General features: G+C 74.7%; 13 protein-coding genes. 2 read left to right on the plus strand and 11 right to left on the minus strand.

The window, feature by feature from the left end; all coding sequences use genetic code 11:
* Positions 1-37 precede the first annotated feature (37 nt).
* The 9 genes from Ae505Ps2_RS13030 to Ae505Ps2_RS13070 all read right to left on the minus strand — a co-directional run bounded on the left by Ae505Ps2_RS13030 (position 38) and on the right by Ae505Ps2_RS13070 (position 9,242).
* The gene (locus Ae505Ps2_RS13030; RefSeq protein WP_075307998.1) at positions 38-895 is read right to left on the minus strand and encodes an alpha/beta hydrolase; all 858 of its coding nucleotides are present in this window, start codon (positions 893-895) and stop codon (positions 38-40) included.
* Positions 892-1,545 (minus strand): isochorismatase family protein, encoded by a 654-nt coding sequence (locus tag Ae505Ps2_RS13035; protein ID WP_075307996.1) that lies wholly within the window; start codon positions 1,543-1,545, stop codon positions 892-894. The genes Ae505Ps2_RS13030 and Ae505Ps2_RS13035 overlap by 4 nt, the downstream gene beginning before the upstream one ends.
* Complete coding sequence (locus Ae505Ps2_RS13040) at positions 1,542-2,102, minus strand: (2Fe-2S)-binding protein (protein WP_075333050.1); 561 nt, start codon at positions 2,100-2,102, stop codon at positions 1,542-1,544. Before Ae505Ps2_RS13040 ends, Ae505Ps2_RS13035 begins: the two co-directional genes overlap by 4 nt.
* A complete protein-coding gene (locus Ae505Ps2_RS13045) occupies positions 2,099-4,453 on the minus strand; it encodes a xanthine dehydrogenase family protein molybdopterin-binding subunit (protein ID WP_075553656.1) in 2,355 nt (784 codons plus the stop codon). Before Ae505Ps2_RS13045 ends, Ae505Ps2_RS13040 begins: the two co-directional genes overlap by 4 nt.
* Complete coding sequence (locus Ae505Ps2_RS13050) at positions 4,446-5,231, minus strand: FAD binding domain-containing protein (RefSeq protein ID WP_075307991.1); 786 nt, start codon at positions 5,229-5,231, stop codon at positions 4,446-4,448. Before Ae505Ps2_RS13050 ends, Ae505Ps2_RS13045 begins: the two co-directional genes overlap by 8 nt.
* Positions 5,228-6,634 (minus strand): MFS transporter, encoded by a 1,407-nt coding sequence (locus Ae505Ps2_RS13055; RefSeq protein WP_075307989.1) that lies wholly within the window; start codon positions 6,632-6,634, stop codon positions 5,228-5,230. Before Ae505Ps2_RS13055 ends, Ae505Ps2_RS13050 begins: the two co-directional genes overlap by 4 nt.
* Positions 6,635-6,646: 12 nt before the next feature.
* Positions 6,647-7,915, minus strand: coding sequence for an FAD-dependent monooxygenase (locus Ae505Ps2_RS13060; protein ID WP_075307987.1), 1,269 nt, complete (start codon positions 7,913-7,915; stop codon positions 6,647-6,649).
* A 135-nt stretch (positions 7,916-8,050) separates the two neighbouring features.
* Positions 8,051-8,575, minus strand: a complete 525-nt coding sequence (locus Ae505Ps2_RS13065; protein ID WP_075307985.1) for a MarR family winged helix-turn-helix transcriptional regulator — start codon at positions 8,573-8,575, stop codon at positions 8,051-8,053.
* An 88-nt stretch (positions 8,576-8,663) separates the two neighbouring features.
* The gene (locus Ae505Ps2_RS13070) at positions 8,664-9,242 is read right to left on the minus strand and encodes a TetR/AcrR family transcriptional regulator (RefSeq protein ID WP_075307983.1); all 579 of its coding nucleotides are present in this window, start codon (positions 9,240-9,242) and stop codon (positions 8,664-8,666) included.
* A gap of 175 nt (positions 9,243-9,417) precedes the next feature.
* Between Ae505Ps2_RS13070 and Ae505Ps2_RS13075 the strand changes: the two genes are divergently transcribed.
* Positions 9,418-10,371 carry an SDR family NAD(P)-dependent oxidoreductase gene (locus Ae505Ps2_RS13075; protein WP_083695618.1) on the plus strand — a complete coding sequence of 318 codons (954 nt, stop codon included), beginning with the start codon at positions 9,418-9,420 and terminating at the stop codon, positions 10,369-10,371.
* 81 nt (positions 10,372-10,452) lie between these two features.
* On the opposite strand, the gene Ae505Ps2_RS13080 is transcribed toward Ae505Ps2_RS13075, so the two are convergent.
* On the minus strand, positions 10,453-12,105 hold the full coding sequence (locus tag Ae505Ps2_RS13080) for a glycoside hydrolase family 13 protein (protein ID WP_075553657.1): 1,653 nt from the start codon (positions 12,103-12,105) through the stop codon (positions 10,453-10,455).
* An 83-nt stretch (positions 12,106-12,188) separates the two neighbouring features.
* Here Ae505Ps2_RS13080 and Ae505Ps2_RS13085 point away from each other — a divergent pair, with 83 nt between their 5' ends.
* The gene (locus tag Ae505Ps2_RS13085; RefSeq protein WP_075553658.1) at positions 12,189-13,226 is read left to right on the plus strand and encodes a LacI family DNA-binding transcriptional regulator; all 1,038 of its coding nucleotides are present in this window, start codon (positions 12,189-12,191) and stop codon (positions 13,224-13,226) included.
* On the opposite strand, the gene Ae505Ps2_RS13090 is transcribed toward Ae505Ps2_RS13085, so the two are convergent.
* Positions 13,219-15,273 carry a copper-translocating P-type ATPase gene (locus Ae505Ps2_RS13090; RefSeq protein ID WP_075553659.1) on the minus strand — a complete coding sequence of 685 codons (2,055 nt, stop codon included), beginning with the start codon at positions 15,271-15,273 and terminating at the stop codon, positions 13,219-13,221. The two genes, Ae505Ps2_RS13085 and Ae505Ps2_RS13090, sit on opposite strands and share 8 nt — an antisense overlap.
* Positions 15,274-15,308: the final 35 nt, after the last annotated feature.

Raw genomic sequence — 15,308 nt, forward strand, 5'->3', positions numbered from 1 at the left:
CGCCCCGGGAGCCGGGGCGGCGTAGGGCGGGGCGGGGTCAGCCCCGGAGGAGCCCGGTGAGCGTCGTGCGCAGCAGCTCCAGCGCCTCGGCCGGGTTGTCCCAGAACACCATGTGCCCGGCGTCCGGGACGGCGACGAGCCGGGAGCCCGGCCGGGCGGCGGCGAGCTCGGCGACCCCGGACGCGGGCACGACGGGGGAGTCCGCGCCGTACAGCAGGGTCACCGGCGCCGGGACGCTCGGCCAGACGTCGAAGAAGTCCTCGGACTCGAACCCGGCGTGCGTCGCGGCGATCGCGGCCTCGTCGCAGGAGGACAGCCAGCGTGCGCGCAGCTCCTGCTCGCGGCGGGGCCAGCGAGGCCAGGACCGCGCGACCCCGTCGGCGTCGGTGCCGTGCTGTGCCTCGTGCAGCTGGCCCAGGAACGCCTCCAGCGTCGTCGGGTACGGCGCGCGGCCGGGTCCCGACAGCGGCGGGTCGACGAGCACGGCGCCGCCGACCGGCCGTCGCGTGGCGGCGACGGCGGCGATCCGGGCGCCCATCGAGTGCCCGAACAGCACCGTGTCGGGGCCCAGGTCCAGCGCGTCGAGCACGGCCACGGCGTCGCCGGCGTAGTCGTCGAGGGTCCAGGAGCCGCCGGTGTCGGACAGCCCGCGACCGCGGACGTCGAGCACCACCGGGCGGCACAGGTCGACGAGCTCGCGGGCGACGAAGTCCATCGTCACCGCGGGGCTGGTGATGCCGGGCAGGACCAGGACGGCGACGCCGTCGCCGCCGTAGTCCAGGGCGTGCAGCGCCAGGTCGCCGTGCCGCACCCAGCGGGACACGGCGGGGACGTCGGCGAGGTCGGCGAGCGCGTCCTGGCGGACCTGCCGGAGGCGGGTGGACGTGACGGTCACAGGAGTCCCTTCAGGTAGGCGAGCGCGTCGTCGAGACCGATCACGTCGCCGTACTTGGCGTGGATGTCGAACAGGTTCGCCTCGTGCGGCCCGGCCGCGCGGTCGCCGACGCACTCACGCGGCACCAGTACGCCGAACCCGGACTGGACGGCGTCGACGGCGGTCGCGCGGACACAGCCCGAGGTGGTGGCCCCGCACACCAGCACGGTGTCCACACCGGAGGACTGCAGCAGGGTCGCGAGCCCGGTGTCGAAGAACGCCGAGGCACCCTTCTTGGTCAGGGTGTGGTCGGTGCCGCGGACGTCGAGCCGAGGGTCGAAGCCGACGGCGGCCGAACCCTCGACGAGCGAGCGCATGCCGGGCGCCTTCACCAGCCAGGGCAGGGTGTCGAGCTCGGCGGGGGTGTAGGCGATCGTCGTCCACACCACCGGGGCGTCGAGGGTGCGGGCCGCCCCGACCAGGGTCGACGTCGCCGCGACGACCTCGGACAGCTCGCTGCCGGTGGGCAGCGCGGGGTCGGTGAACCCGACCGTCAGGTCCACGACGACGACCGCGGGCCGGGTCCCGCGCCGCGCGGCCGCGCCGAACCCGGCGGTCGCATAGGTCGCGTCGGTGCCGGCCCCGTGCGGACCGGTGGCGTGCGGGCTCATGCGGATGCTCCGTCCAGTGCGGACTGCGGGGCGGACTGCGGGGCGGAACGGGGTGCGGAGTCCAGTGCGGACTGCAGCGCGGCGCGGCGCCGGCCCGCGCAGTCCTCCACGGCGTCGACGATGGTCTGGTAGCCGGTGCACCGGCACAGGTTCGACGCCACGACCTCGCGGATCTCCTCGCGATCCGCGTCGGGGGACTCGGCGAGGTAGCCCTCGGCCAGCATCAGGAACCCGGGGGTGCAGAAGCCGCACTGCAGACCGTGGTGCTCGCCGAAGCACTGCTGCAGGTCCGACAGCCCGCCGTCGGGCCCGGACAGCGACTCGACGGTGCGGATCGCTGCGTTCTCCACCTGCACGGCGAACAGCAGGCAGGCGCGGGCGGGCGCGTCGTCGACGAGCACGGTGCACGCCCCGCAGATCCCGTGCTCGCAGCCGACGTGGGTGCCGGTCAGCCCCAGGTCGTGGCGGAGCACGTCGGCCAGCGTGCGGCGCGGCGGGATCGCCAGCTCGTGACGCTCGCCGTTGACGGTCAGCTCGACCAGCTGGACGTCGGTCACGATGCCTCCTGGTTCAGGGCCGCGAAGAGGGCGGCGCGGGGGATCGGGGTGGAGTCCAGCTCGACGCCGGTCGTGCGCAGCGCGTCGTTGACGGCGTTGAGCACGGCCGCGGGGGCGCCGATCGTGCCGCCCTCGCCTGCGCCCTTCGCGCCGTCGGCGGTGAACGCGCACGGTGTCTCGAGGTGCTCGATGCGCACGTCGGGGATCTCGGCGGCGGTCGGGACCTTGTACTCCATGAAGCTCGGCGCGAGCGGCTGGCCGAGCTCGTCGTAGACGACCTGCTCGAACAGCGCCCCGGCGATGCCCTGGGCGATGCCGCCGCGGGCCTGCCCCTCGACCACGCGCGGGTGGATGGCGACGCCGCAGTCCTCGACGCAGACGTAGCGCAGGATCTCCACGCCGCCGGTGCCCGGGTCCAGCGCGACGACGCAGCCGTGCGTGGCGTTGGAGAACGTGCCGTCGCCGCCGACGTCGAAGCTCGCCGTCGCGGTCAGGCCCGGCCCGACCTCCTTGGGAAGCAGGTGCGCGCGCAGGTAGGCGACGTCGGCCAGCTCGGCGTAGGAGAACGTGCGGTCCCCGGCGCGGACGCCGCCGCGGCCGTCGAGCTCGGCGGAGTCGACGTCGCTCCCGGCGAGGTGCGCGGCCAGCGCACGGAGCTGGTCGCCCAGCTTCACCGCCGCCGCGGCCGCCGCGGACCCGCCGATCGTCACCGAGCGGGACGCGAACGAGCCCCAGCCGTAGGTGATCCGGTCGGTGTCGCCCTGGACGATCGTGACCTTGTCGTAGGGCAGGCCGAGCCGGTCGGCGACGATCTGGGCGAAGGTCGTCTCGTGGCTCTGGCCGTGCGAGAGCGTGCCGGTGGTGACGGTGACCGTGCCGTCCAGGTCCATCGTGATCTGGGACAGGTCGAACCCGGGGACGACCTGTATCTTCCGCGCCGCGAACGCGCCGGAGCCGTAGCCGGTGCGCTCGGAGAAGCAGGAGTAGCCGATGCCGAGGACCCGGCCGTCGGACAGGGTGCGCCCGGGCCAGCCCTCGTCGCGCAGCACCTGCTCGCACAGGTCCAGCGACTCCCGGTAGGACCCCGGGTCGTAGGTGATCGCGTTGACCCCGCGGTAGGGGAACTCGGTGATCAGGTTGCGGCGGCGGACCTCCAGGGCGTCGAGCCCGAGCTCGCGGGCGGCGCGCTCCATCAGCCGCTCCATCACCATCACGTACTGCGGCCGGGACACCCCGCGGTACGGCGCGGTCGGCGCTTTGTTCGTGGTGACCGCGCGGCCGCGCACCCGGTAGGCCGGCACCCGGTAGACGCCGGGCATCTCCGCCGAGGCCATCAGCGGCTCGATGCCCGCGGTGAACGGGTAGCAGGAGTAGGCGCCCATGTCGCAGACGACGTCGGACTCCAGGGCGAGGATCTCCCCGTCGGCGGTGAACGCGGCGCGGGCGGTGTAGTGCTGCTCGCGGGCCAGGAAGCTCGCGGTCAGCGCCTCGCGCCGGTCCTCGATCCACTTCACCGGACGGCGGAGCCGCTTCGCGGCGGCCGCGGCGGCGATCTCCTCCCGGCCGACGACGCACTTCTGCCCGAACCCGCCGCCCATGTCCGGCACCAGGACCCGGACCTGTCTCTCGTCGAGCCCGGCACAGCGGGCCAGGACCGTGCGGACCTGGTGCGGGACCTGGGTGCAGGTGCGCACGACCAGCTGCTCGTCGCGGTCGTCCCAGTCGGCGACGACGCCGCGGGTCTCCAGCGGGAGCGCGTTCTGCCGACCGGTCCGTGCCTCGACCGAGACGACCGTGTGCGCGTCGGCGAACACGTCGTCGATGCCCTCGGTCGCGAACAGCGACACGTCCACGAGCACGTTGCCGGGGGCCTCGTCGTGCACCGGCGGGCCGGCCGCGGCCAGCGCGGCGGCCTCGGTGACCACCGGGTCGAGCGGGTCGAGCTCGACGACGGCGGCCTCCACCCCGTCCTCGGCGGCGTAGGGGTCGGTGGCGAGCACGATCGCGAGCGGTTCGCCGACGTAGCGGACCTTCTCCCCGGCCAGCACCGGCATCGAGGTCGGGACGAACTCCTCGATCGGCCGGTCGAGCAACGCGGTGATGTCGCGCAGGGCGAGGTCGGCGGCGGCGAACGCGGCGACGACGCCGGGGACCGCACGGACCTCGGACAGGTCGACGTCGACCACCCTGGCGTGTGCCTCGGTGCTGCGCACGAACGCGGCGTGCAGCATCCGGGGCAGCGTGATGTCGTCGACGAACCGGCCGCGGCCGGTGAGCAGCCGCGGGTCCTCCCGGCGCGGGACGGACGCGCCGACCCAGCTGCCGTCGCGGCGGAATCCGGGCTCAGCCACCGGCGGCCTCCTCCCGTGCCCGGGCGACGAGGGTGCGGACCAGGCCGCGGCGGTACGCCGCGGGGATCCCGGCCTCGTCGCGCAGCTCCAGCCCGTCGGCGACCTCCGACGGCGTCCCTGCCGGGCCGACCAGCACCGGGACGGCGCCGACCCCACCGAGCACGACCTCCTCGGTGTCCAGGTCCACCCCCGCCGCGACGACGGCGAAGTCGCCACGCCGGTCGGCGTACTCGGTGAGCGCCGCCCGCGGCGCGGGCCGGGGGAACACGACCTCGACGATCACCTCGTCGGGGGCCAGGGCGGTGGTGAACGGGCCGAGGAAGAACTCCCGCGCCCGGATCTCGCGGCGCCCGCCCGGCCCCTCGGCGACGACCACGGCGTCGAGGAGCACGGCCAGCAGACACCACTCGGCGGTGGCGTCGCCGTGCGCGATCGACCCCCCGACGGTGCCGCGGGTGCGGATCGGCAGGTGCCCGACCCAGCGCATCGCGGCCGACAGGACCGCGAAGTCCGGCCCGAGGTCGGCCCGCTCGACGGCCCGGTGCGTGGTGAGTGCGCCGATCCGGAGTGCACCGCCGGTGCGGCGGATGCCGGCCAGGCCCGGCACGTGCGTGAGGTCGATCAGGTGCCCGGGGCGGGCCATCCGGTAGTTCATCATCGCGACCAGGCTCTGCCCGCCGGCGAGCAGCTTGGGCTCGTCGTCGGCCAGCTCGGTCAGCAGGTCGACCGCCCCGCGCACCGACGACGCCCGGTGGTAGGTGAACGCGGCGGGCTTCACGCCTTCTCCACCCGCTCCACGGCCGGCGCGTCGAGGGTCTGCTCGTCGCCGGTGATGCGGTCCAGCTCGCGGCCCCGGGTCTCGGGGGCGCCGAGCGCCATGAACGTCACCGCGGCCAGCACCAGCAGCGCCATCAGCGTGAAGGTCAGCGGCAGGCCCAGCACCGGCCACAGCAGGCTGCCGAAGATCAGCGGGACGAAGCCGGTCACCGCCCGGCTCGACGACGACGCCCAGCCGAAGCCCGAGGCCCGCAGCTCGGTGGGGTAGAGCTCGGAGACGTAGGCGTACATGACCGGGATGACGACCAGGGCGAAGAACCCGAACACCGCGATCATCGCGACCGCCGCCGTGGACGAGCCCATGACCAGCGAGAACACGACCAGCGACAGTGCGGCGCACGGTCCCGCGACGCCGATGACCCACTTGCGGCCGACGACCTCGACCAGCAGCACCGAGGTGATGACCCCGAGGATGCCGACCGCGTTCATGACCGTGGTGGAGGCGAACGCGGCCACCTCGCCCATGCCCTGGGCCCGCAGGATCGACGGCATCCAGGACAGCGCGGCGTAGTAGACGACCATGACGGTGATGAACAGCGACCAGGCGACGCCGGTGATGCGCGGGTTGAACGACCACACCATGCGCAGCTGCTCGGCCAGCGCGCCGAGACCGCGGCGGCGCGAGGTGGTCGGCTCCGGCGCGGCGGCGGTGATCGTGTACTGCTCGACGGGGGCGCCGGTGCGGCGGACCATGTCGTCGATGACGGCGCGGGCCTCGGCCTCGCGGCCGGTCCGGGCCAGGTAGAGCGGGGACTCCGGGACGCCGCGGCGGACCCAGACCAGCAGCAGCGCGGGCAGCACCATCAGCGCGAGCATCCAGCGCCAGTTGCCCTCGACGGGCACCAGCAGGGTCGCCGACAGCCCGGCGAGGGTGGCGCCGATCGGCCACCAGCCGTCCATCGCGGCGAGCACCTTGCCCCGGTAGCGCCGGGGTGAGAACTCACTGACGATCGCGTAGTCGACGGGGATGCAGCCGCCGAGCCCGATGCCGGCCAGGAAGCGCAGCGCCAGGAAGACCTCCCAGCTGGGGGAGAAGGCGCCCAGTACGGAGAACAGGGCGAAGATCAGCAGCGTGATGCTGAAGACCCGCTTGCGGCCCATCCGGTCGGCGATGGTGCCGAACGCGACGGCGCCGACGGCCATGCCGATGAGGTTGGCCGTCGCGACGAGGCCGCGCTGGCCGGTCGAGAGGTCGAACTCGACGCCGAGCAGTGGGGTGAGGAAGCCGTTGAGGGCGACGTCCCAGGCGTCGAACATGTAGCCGAGGCCGCCGATGAGGAAGATCTTCCCCTGGACGCCCCAGCGCCAGGGCAGGTCCTGGACGACCTGGTCTCCGGTACGCATGTCGGTGCTCCTCTATCGGGCGAAGGGGTAGGTGACGGACTCGTCGTCCGGATCGTTCAACGGGGAACCCCGCCACAGCCAGTCGTAGGACACGTCGGACTCGCCCTGGAAGCGGCGCAGCTTCTCGTCGCGTTCGCGCTGCTCGGGGCCGTCGGGCAGGTGGTAGAAGTCCATGTTCTGCAGCGAGGCGTCCTGGACGACGCCCGCGTGCTTGGCGCGGCGCTGCACGTACCGCGCGAGCGCGGTGTCGATCCCGCCGCGGCCGGCCGCGCCGAGCTCCTCGGCCAGCACGGCGGCGTCCTCCATCGCCTGCGAGGCGCCCTGGGCCTGGTAGGGGAGCATCGCGTGGCAGGCGTCGCCGAGGAGGACGACCCGGCCGTCGAGCCAGACCGGGTCGCGGCGGCGCCGGTACAGCGCCCACACCGAGACGTCGTCCTTGGCCTTGGACAGCATCGCCGGGACGCGGTCGTCCCAGTCGGCGAAGTCGGCGACGAGGTCCTCGGCGGTGGCGGGGGCGCTCCAGTCGCGCTCGACCTGCTCGGTGCAGGGCACGATCGCGACGACGTTGAGGTACTCGCCGCGGCGGATCATGTAGTGCACCAGGTGCTTGCCGGGGCCGTACCAGATCGTGGAGTGGTAGCGGTCGAGCAGGAACCGGGTCGCCGGGTCCGCGGCGATCAGCTCGCCGGGGATCAGGGCGCGGTAGGCCATCTCGCCGGAGAAGGCGAGGGTGTCGTCGAACCCGGCGAGGTCGCGCACCCCGGACCGGATGCCGTCGGCGCCGACCAGCACGTCGCCCGCGACGCGCAGCCCGCGCGCGGTGACCGCCACCGGGCGGTCCGGGTCGCTGCGGTCGAGCTCGACGACCTTCGCGTCGGTGTGCACGGTCACGGCGGGGCCGGGGCCGTCCGGGTCGAGGCAGGCATCGAGCAGGACGCGGTGCAGGTCGGCGCGGTGGTAGTGCCAGTACGGCGCACCGTAGGCCTCGACGACCTGCTGCCCGAGCGGGAGCTGGGCGATGATCGAGCCGTCGGCCCAGCGCCGCCGCACCTGGTCCTGCGGGGCGGTGTGGATCCGCTCCAGCGACCGGCGCAGCCCCAGGCCGAACAGGATGCGGCTGGCGTTGGGGGCGGTCTGGATCCCGGCGCCGACCTCGCCGAGCTGCGGCGCGGCCTCGAGCACGGTGGCCCGGAAGCCCTGGCGGCGCAGGGCCAGTGCGGCGGTCAGCCCGCCGAGGCCGCCGCCCGTGACCGTGATCTCCAGGGACTGGCTGGGTGCCACGACTACCTCCTCGCATCCGGCGGACCTGTGACGTGGCCCGCACGAGAAGTAATCCGAGCACGTACTATCCGGATACGCAAGGTTCTCGCGGGAACGACCCGGAAGGGAAACCGGGACGTAACGGGGCGGGCGGGTTCAGTCGTCGCCGGGCAGCGACGTCCGCTCCGCGACCGCCTCCCAGTGGGCACCGAGGGTGTTGAGCAGGCCGGCGATCTCCGAGCGCCGGTCCTGCGGGACCGCGGCCAGCAGCTCCGCGTCCAGGCGCCGCGTACGGCGGGTGACCTCGGCGAGGGCAGCTGTGCCGTCGTCGGTGAGGGAGAGGATCTTGCGCCGGGCGTCGCGGGGGGACTCGGTGCGCTCGATGAGTCCTCGGCGCTCCATCCGGCGGCAGACGTCGGCCATCGTGGAGGTGTCCAGGGCGACGGCGCCGGCCAGTGAGCTCTGGTCGGACTCCGGGTAGGCGCGGATCGCCGACAGCACCGCGAACTGCGGGCCGGTCAGCACCGGGTCGACGTGGCGGCTCCAGGCGGCGAGGTACGCCTGGTACATGCGGCGCGCGCCGTAGCCGGGGGCGGCAACCAGGTCGGCCGGCGGAGCGGTCGCGACGGCCGGGCGGCGGTGTTCCCCGCGGTCCGTTCCGCGGCGCAACGGCTCGCCCATGATGCCTCCGTGCTCGTCCGGGCCGGTGCCCTCGTCCGGGACGGATCCTACGTGTCCGGACGATCACCCCGGGTGCCCGGGTCGGGGCTCAGCGCGGACGCAGGCCGTCGACGAGCAGGTCCAGCAGCCGTCCGGCCTGCTCGCGAGCCTGTGGGTCGGCGACGGCCATGCAGATCCCGCTGGTGCCGACGAGCACGTCCGCGGCGTCGACGTCGTCGCGCAGGGTGCCGTCGGCGACGCCGGCCTGCTGGAGCAGGCGGACGGCCTCGACCATCCGCTCGCGACTCTGGGCGAACGGGTTGTGCCCGCAGGCGACGAGGGCGTGCAGCGAGTCCGCGAGATGCTTCTTGGTGATCACGTAGTCGACGAAGCGGTCCATCCAGGCCCGTAGTGCCTGGTCCGCGGGCAGCTCGGTGCGCAGCTGTTCGGCCGCGGCGCAGAGCCGGTCGAGCTCGTTGCGGTAGACCGCCTCGACCAGGGAGTCCCGGTTCGGGAAGTGCCGGTAGAGCGTGCCGATGCCGACGCCGGCGTCCTTCGCGATGCCGTCGAGGGTCGTGGCGGGGCCGCCGCGGCTCTCCGCGGTGAACGCGCGCACGGCCGCGGCCAGCAGCAGCTCACGGTTGCGCGCGGCGTCCGCGCGCAGGCCGGAACGTGTGCTGGTGCCCATGACGGTGCCTCCTCGGGTGGACTGACGATCCCACGATACGTCTTGCGATCCGGAGGATGCTCCGGATAGAGTCCCGAGTCATGCGGAGGATCCTCCGCTTACTTGTCCCCGGGGACACGGCGACGCAACGACGACGTCACCGACCGCGTACCCGGTGCTCAGAAGGGATCACGCCATGCTGTTCCGCTCCACGACCGACCGATCCCGTCCCGTCTCCACCATCACCTCGACCACCTCGACGGCGGCCGCCGTCCTCCCGGTCGCACCGGCCGCGGCCACCGCCGCCGACGTCCTCGCCGGCGTCGACCTCACCGGGCGGCGCGCCGTCGTCACCGGTGCCACCACCGGGGTCGGCCTCGCCACCGCCCGCGCACTGGCCGCCGCCGGGGCCGAGGTCACCCTCGCCGTGCGCGACGCCGAGGCCGGGGCCGTCGCCCGCGACGGCATCGTCGCCGACACCGGCAACGAGCGCGTCGCCGTCGGCGAGCTCGACCTGTCCGACCAGCGCTCGGTCGCCCGCTTCGTGCGGCTGTGGGACGGCCCGCTGCACATGCTCGTGCACGCCGCCGCCGTCGCCGGTGCCCCGCTGACCCGCACCGTCGACGACTGGGAGCTGCACCTGGCCGTCAACCACCTCGGGCCGGCGTCGCTCACCTCGGGGCTGCACTGGGCGCTCACCGCGGTCGACGGCGCCCGGGTGGTCACCGTGACCTCCGCCGCCCACCGGGACGCGGCGTTCGACCCGGAGGACCCGCACTTCTCCGACCAGCGCTACGACGCCCACCTCGCCCACGCCCGGTCCCGGAGTGCAGCGCTGCTGCACGCGGTCGAGGCCGCGCGTCGCTGGTCGGGCGACGGGATCGCGGTGAATGCCGCCGACCCCGGCCCGGTGGGGGTCGACCCCGAGCAGGGGGCCGCGACGGTCGTACTGGCCGCGGCGTCACCGCTGGTCGGGGGGATCAGCGGGCGCTACTTCGCCGGGCTCGCGGAGGCGGGACCGGTCGGGCCGGGAGTGGCGGGCGGGGTCGCCGCCCACGCGCTCGACCCGGTCGTCGCGCGGCGGGTCTGGCGCTGGACCGAGCGCACGCTGCGCGAGGTCTGGTTCGCCGGGCTGCCCATCGTGGCCTGAGCCGCCGACGGCCGGGCCGGGCACCCGCCCGGCCCGGCCGTCGTGGTGTGGACGGTCAGTGACGCAGCTCAGTGCCGCAGCTCAGTGGCGCAGCCACACCGCGGTGTCGGAGGGGACCTCGCCGCGCGCGGTGAGCGGGCCGCTGGCCAGCATCACCTCGGCGTCCTCGGGCAGTGACACCGGCGCGGAGGAGACGTTCACCAGGCAGGTGAAGCCGCCGTCGCCGGCGTCGGAGGTACGGGTCAGGGCCAGCGTGCCCTCCGGCGACTCCTGCCAGGCCAGGGTGCCGCCGCCGAGCGCGGGGTGGGCGCGGCGGATGGCCAGCGCGTCGCGGTAGAGGTGCAGCACCGAGTCCGGGTCGGCCTCCTGGGCGTCCGCGGCGTGCCGGGCGAAGACCGCGGGCTGGGGCAGCCACGGTTCGCCGGACGGGCCGAAGCCGAAGCCCGGCGCGTCCGCGACCCACGGCAGCGGGACGCGGCAGCCGTCGCGTCCGCGCAGGGTGTGCCCGGACAGCTCCCAGGTCGGGTCGTCGAGCCGGTCGGTCGGGATGTCCTCGACCTCCGGCAGCCCGAACTCCTCGCCCTGGTAGAGGTACGCGGTGCCGGGCAGCGCGAGCATCAGCAGCGTCGCCGCCCGGGCCCGGCGCAGCCCGAGCTCCGGGTCGGCGGGCAGGGCGATCACGTCGTCGAGGTTCCAGCCGCGTCCGGCCTCGGGCTTGCGGGCCAGCCGGCTGGGGTGCCGGCAGACGTCGTGGTTGGACAGCACCCAGGTCGCCGGTGCGCCGACCCGGGTGTTCTCGGCGATCGCGTCGTCGATGTTGGCGCGCAGGTCGTCGGCCAGCCAGGCGGCGGTGAGGAAGTTGAAGCTGAACGCGGTCTGCAGCTCGTCCGGGCGCAGGTAGCGGGCCAGCCGCTGCGGGTCCGGCACCCAGGCCTCGGCGACGAACACCCGCGGCGGGTCGTAGGTGTCGCCGATCCGGCGCCACGACCGGAAGATGTCGTGCACGCCGTCGCGGTCGAGGTAGGGGTGGCTGCCGTCCTGGACGTCGTTGACGCCCTCGACGATGTCGGGCAGCCCGGGCTCCTTCACCATCGAGTTCGCGACGTCGACGCGGAACCCGTCCACACCCCGGTCGAACCAGAAGCGCAGTGTCTCCTCGAAATCGGCGCGGATCTCCGGGTGCTCCCAGTTCACGTCCGGCTGCCGGATGTCGAACAGGTGCAGGTACCACTGCTCCGGGGTCCCGTCGGGGGAGACGACCCGCTCCCACGCGGACCCGCCGAACATCGACTGCCAGTTGTTCGGCGGCAGCGCGCCGTCGGTGCCGCGGCCGTCGCGGAAGATGTAGCGCTCGCGCTCCGGCGAGCCGGGGCCGGCGGCCAGCGCCTGCCGGAACCACACGTGCTCGTCGGAGTGGTGGTTCGGGACGATGTCGAGCAGCACCTTGATGCCGCGCTCGTGCGCCTCGGCGATCAGGGCCTCGGCCTGCGCGGTGTCGCCGAACATCGGGTTGATCGCGCGGTAGTCGGCCACGTCGTAGCCGCCGTCGGCCAGCGGAGACGGGTACCAGGGGTTGATCCAGATCGCGTCGACGCCGAGCCGGTCGAGATGGTCGAGCCTGCTGCGCAGGCCGGTGAGGTCACCGTCCCCGTCGCCGTTCCCGTCGGCGAAGCTGCGGATGTAGACCTGGTAGACGACGGCGTTGCGCCACCAGTCCTGCTCGTGCACGGACATGATGCTCCCGGGGACGGATCGTGGGCGGGGCGGTGTTGCAGAGTGTTTCATCCGGTTGCAACCGCTGTCGAGAGGCGGGCACGATGACCCCCGTGACGGACGAGCCGGTGCGCGAGGTCGTACGCCGGGTGGGTGTCCGGCGGGTCGCCGAGCTCGCCGGGGTCTCGCCGGCGACGGTGTCGCGCGCCCTGCGCGAGGGCACCCCCGTCTCGCACGACACCCGCGAACGCGTCCGGCGGGCGGCGGCCTCCCTCGGCTACTCCGTCCCGGTCCGGCCGCTGACGGTCGCCGTGCTCGCCCGCTTCCCGACCCGCTGGTTCTTCGCCGAGGCCGTCGCCGGGGTGGAGGGCGTGTTGTCCGCGGCCGGGCACGTCACCCAGCTGCACAACCTCGGCGACCCGCAGGCGCGGGCGCACTTCTTCGCGACGCTGCCGGTGCGCGGTCGCGCCGACGGGCTGATCGTCGTCGCCTCGGCCATCGACACCACCGAGGCCGCGGCGCTGGACGCGCTGGGGATCCCGGTCGTCGTACTCGGCGGGGACATGCCCGGGCGGCCGCGGATCGGCATCGACGACCGCGCCGGTGCCCGGACCGCCGTCCGTCACCTGCTCGGGCTCGGCCACCGCGGCGTCGCGCTGGTGTCGTTCGACCCCGACGAGGCCAACGGCCGCGCCACGACGACCGACCGGCGCGACGGCTGGGCCGACGCGCACGCCGAGGCCGGGCGCCCCCGAGGCCCGGTCGTCGCCACCGGGGCCGGGGTGGCCGACGGCGACGCCGCGGCCGCCGAGCTGCTCTCGCTGCCGGTGATGCCGACCGCGGTGTTCGCGATGTCCGACGAGCTCGCAGTCGGCGTGCTGCGCACCCTGCGCCGCGCCGGCGTGACGGTGCCGGGACAGGTGTCGGTGGTCGGGTTCGACGACCACGACTCGGCCGCCGTCGCCGAGCTCACCACGGTCGCCCAGCCGGTTCGCCGCCAGGGTGAGCTCGCCGCCCGGGCGCTGCTCGCCGCGCTGGGCGGCGGCGTCCCCGGCGGCGTCTCCGGTGATGTCCCCGGTGATGTCGAGGTGCCGACCCGGCTGGTGGTCCGGGCGACGACGGCGCCACCGCGGGTCAGCTGACCAGCCGGTCCGGGCGCAGCTCCACCCGGCGCAGCAGCTGCGCGTTCAGCGCGACGACGACCGTCGACAGGCTCATCAGCAGCGCACCGACCGCGGGCGGGAGCACGAACCCGACCGGGGCGAGCACTCCGGCCGCGAGCGGCACCGAGACCAGGTTGTAGCCGGCCGCCCACCACAGGTTCTGCAGCATCTTCCGGTACCCGGCGCGGGACAGTGCGATCACCGACAGCACCCCGCGCGGGTCGGACGAGGCGAGGACCACCCCGGCCGAGGCGACGGCGACGTCGGTTCCGGCCCCGATCGCGATGCCGACGTCGGCCCGGGCCAGCGCCGGGGCGTCGTTCACGCCGTCGCCGACCATCGCCACGACCGCGCCGCGGGCCTGGAGCCGGGCCACCGCCTCGTCCTTGCCCTCGGGCAGCACCTCGGCGACCACCTCGTCGACGCCCAGGTCGCGGGCGACCGCCTCGGCGACCGGGCGCGCGTCGCCGGTGAGCATCACGACCCGCACACCGCGGGCGTGCAGTGCGTCGACCGCGGCCCGGGACTCCGGGCGGACCGCGTCGGCGAGCGCGAGCGCGCCCACCACCTCGCCGGGTTCCGCACCGGTCACCACGTACAGCACGGTGGCGCCGTCGTCGCCCCACCGGCGCACGTCGCCGGCGAGCTCCGCGGGCACACCGAGACCGCGCTCGCGCAGCAGCGCCGGGCCGCCCACCGCGACCGGCCGCCCGTCGACGGTCGCGGAGACACCGCGTCCGGTGTACGAGCGGAACCCCTCGGCGACCGGGACGTCCCGCCCGCCGGCCGCGGTGACGACCGCCCGGGCCAGCGGGTGCTCGCTGTCGACCTCGACGGCGGCGGCCAGGGCCAGGGTCTGCTCGGCGCCCGCGGTCCCGACGACCCGGGGGCTGCCGGTGGTCAGCGTGCCGGTCTTGTCGAACAGCACCGTGTCGACGGTGCGGGTGCGCTCCAGCGCGAGCCGGTCGGTGACCAGCACCCCCGACCGCGCCGCGCGGGCCGTGGAGATGGCGATGACCAGCGGGATCGCCAACCCGAGCGCGTGCGGGCAGGCGATCACCAGCACGGTGACGGTACGGGTGACCGCCTGCGCGGTGTCGCCGAGCAGCGTCCACGCGGCGAAGGTCGCCACCCCGGCACCCGCGGCGAACCAGAACAGCAGCGCCGCCGCGCGGTCGGCGAGTGCCTGGGCCCGGGAGCGCGAGGCCTGCGCGTTCGCGACCAGGCGGCGGATGCCCGACAGCGCGGTGTCCTCGCCGACGGCGTCGACCCGGACCCGCAGTGCGGAGTCGGTGGCGACGGTGCCCGCGACCACGCGGTCGCCGGTCCCGCGCGCGACCGGCCGGGACTCGCCGGTGATCATCGACTCGTCCACCTCGGCAGCACCGTCGACGACCGTGCCGTCGGCGGGCACCCGGGCGCCGGACCGGACCAGCACGACGTCGCCGACAGTCAGGTCGGCCGGTGCGACCGCGCCGATCGTGCCGTCGGCCCCGATCCGCTCGGCGGTGTCGGGCAGCAGCGCGGCCAGTGCGTCGAGGGCTCCGGACGCCTGGCCGAGCGCACGCATCTCGAGCCAGTGCCCGAGCAGCATGATCACGACCAGCAGCGCCAGCTCCCACCAGAAGTCCAGCCCGCCGACGCCGAGCGAGCTCAGCAGGCTCGCCACCCACGCGACGCCCACGGCCATGCCGATCAGCAGCATCATCCCGGGCCGGCGCGCCCGGATCTCGGCGACGGCGCCGGACAGGAACGGCCACCCCGGCCAGAAGAGGATCACGGTGCCGAGCACCGGTGGGGCCCACGCCGACCACGTCGGTGGCGTGTACCCGAGCAGCATCCCGGTCATCGCGCTGAACCCGACGACGGGGACGGCGAGCACCAGCGCGACGACGAACCGGTCCCGGAACGCCGCCGCGTGGTCGGCGTGTCCGTGTCCGGTGTGGTCGGCGTGCCCTCCGTGACCACCCCCGGGGTGCGTCCCGTGCTCCTGCGGGGCCGAGGCCGCCCGTGGCTCGCCGTGCATCGTCTACCTCCCGACGTCGTGGACGCCCGCTGGAG

Source organism: Pseudonocardia sp. Ae505_Ps2, from assembly GCF_001932425.1.
Classification (GTDB): domain Bacteria; phylum Actinomycetota; class Actinomycetes; order Mycobacteriales; family Pseudonocardiaceae; genus Pseudonocardia.

Excerpts from the sequence above, each read along its gene's own strand:
- Ae505Ps2_RS13035 (WP_075307996.1), bottom strand. The coding sequence starts at position 1,545 with ATGAGCCCGCACGCCACCGGTCCGCACGGGGCCGGCACCGACGCGACC.
- Ae505Ps2_RS13055 (WP_075307989.1), bottom strand. The coding sequence starts at position 6,634 with ATGCGTACCGGAGACCAGGTCGTCCAGGACCTGCCCTGGCGCTGGGGC.
- Ae505Ps2_RS13065 (WP_075307985.1), bottom strand. The coding sequence starts at position 8,575 with ATGGGCGAGCCGTTGCGCCGCGGAACGGACCGCGGGGAACACCGCCGC.
- Ae505Ps2_RS13070 (WP_075307983.1), bottom strand. The coding sequence starts at position 9,242 with ATGGGCACCAGCACACGTTCCGGCCTGCGCGCGGACGCCGCGCGCAAC.
- Ae505Ps2_RS13075 (WP_083695618.1), top strand. The coding sequence starts at position 9,418 with ATGCTGTTCCGCTCCACGACCGACCGATCCCGTCCCGTCTCCACCATC.
- Ae505Ps2_RS13080 (WP_075553657.1), bottom strand. The coding sequence starts at position 12,105 with ATGTCCGTGCACGAGCAGGACTGGTGGCGCAACGCCGTCGTCTACCAG.
- Ae505Ps2_RS13085 (WP_075553658.1), top strand. The coding sequence starts at position 12,189 with ATGACCCCCGTGACGGACGAGCCGGTGCGCGAGGTCGTACGCCGGGTG.
- Ae505Ps2_RS13090 (WP_075553659.1), bottom strand. The coding sequence starts at position 15,273 with ATGCACGGCGAGCCACGGGCGGCCTCGGCCCCGCAGGAGCACGGGACG.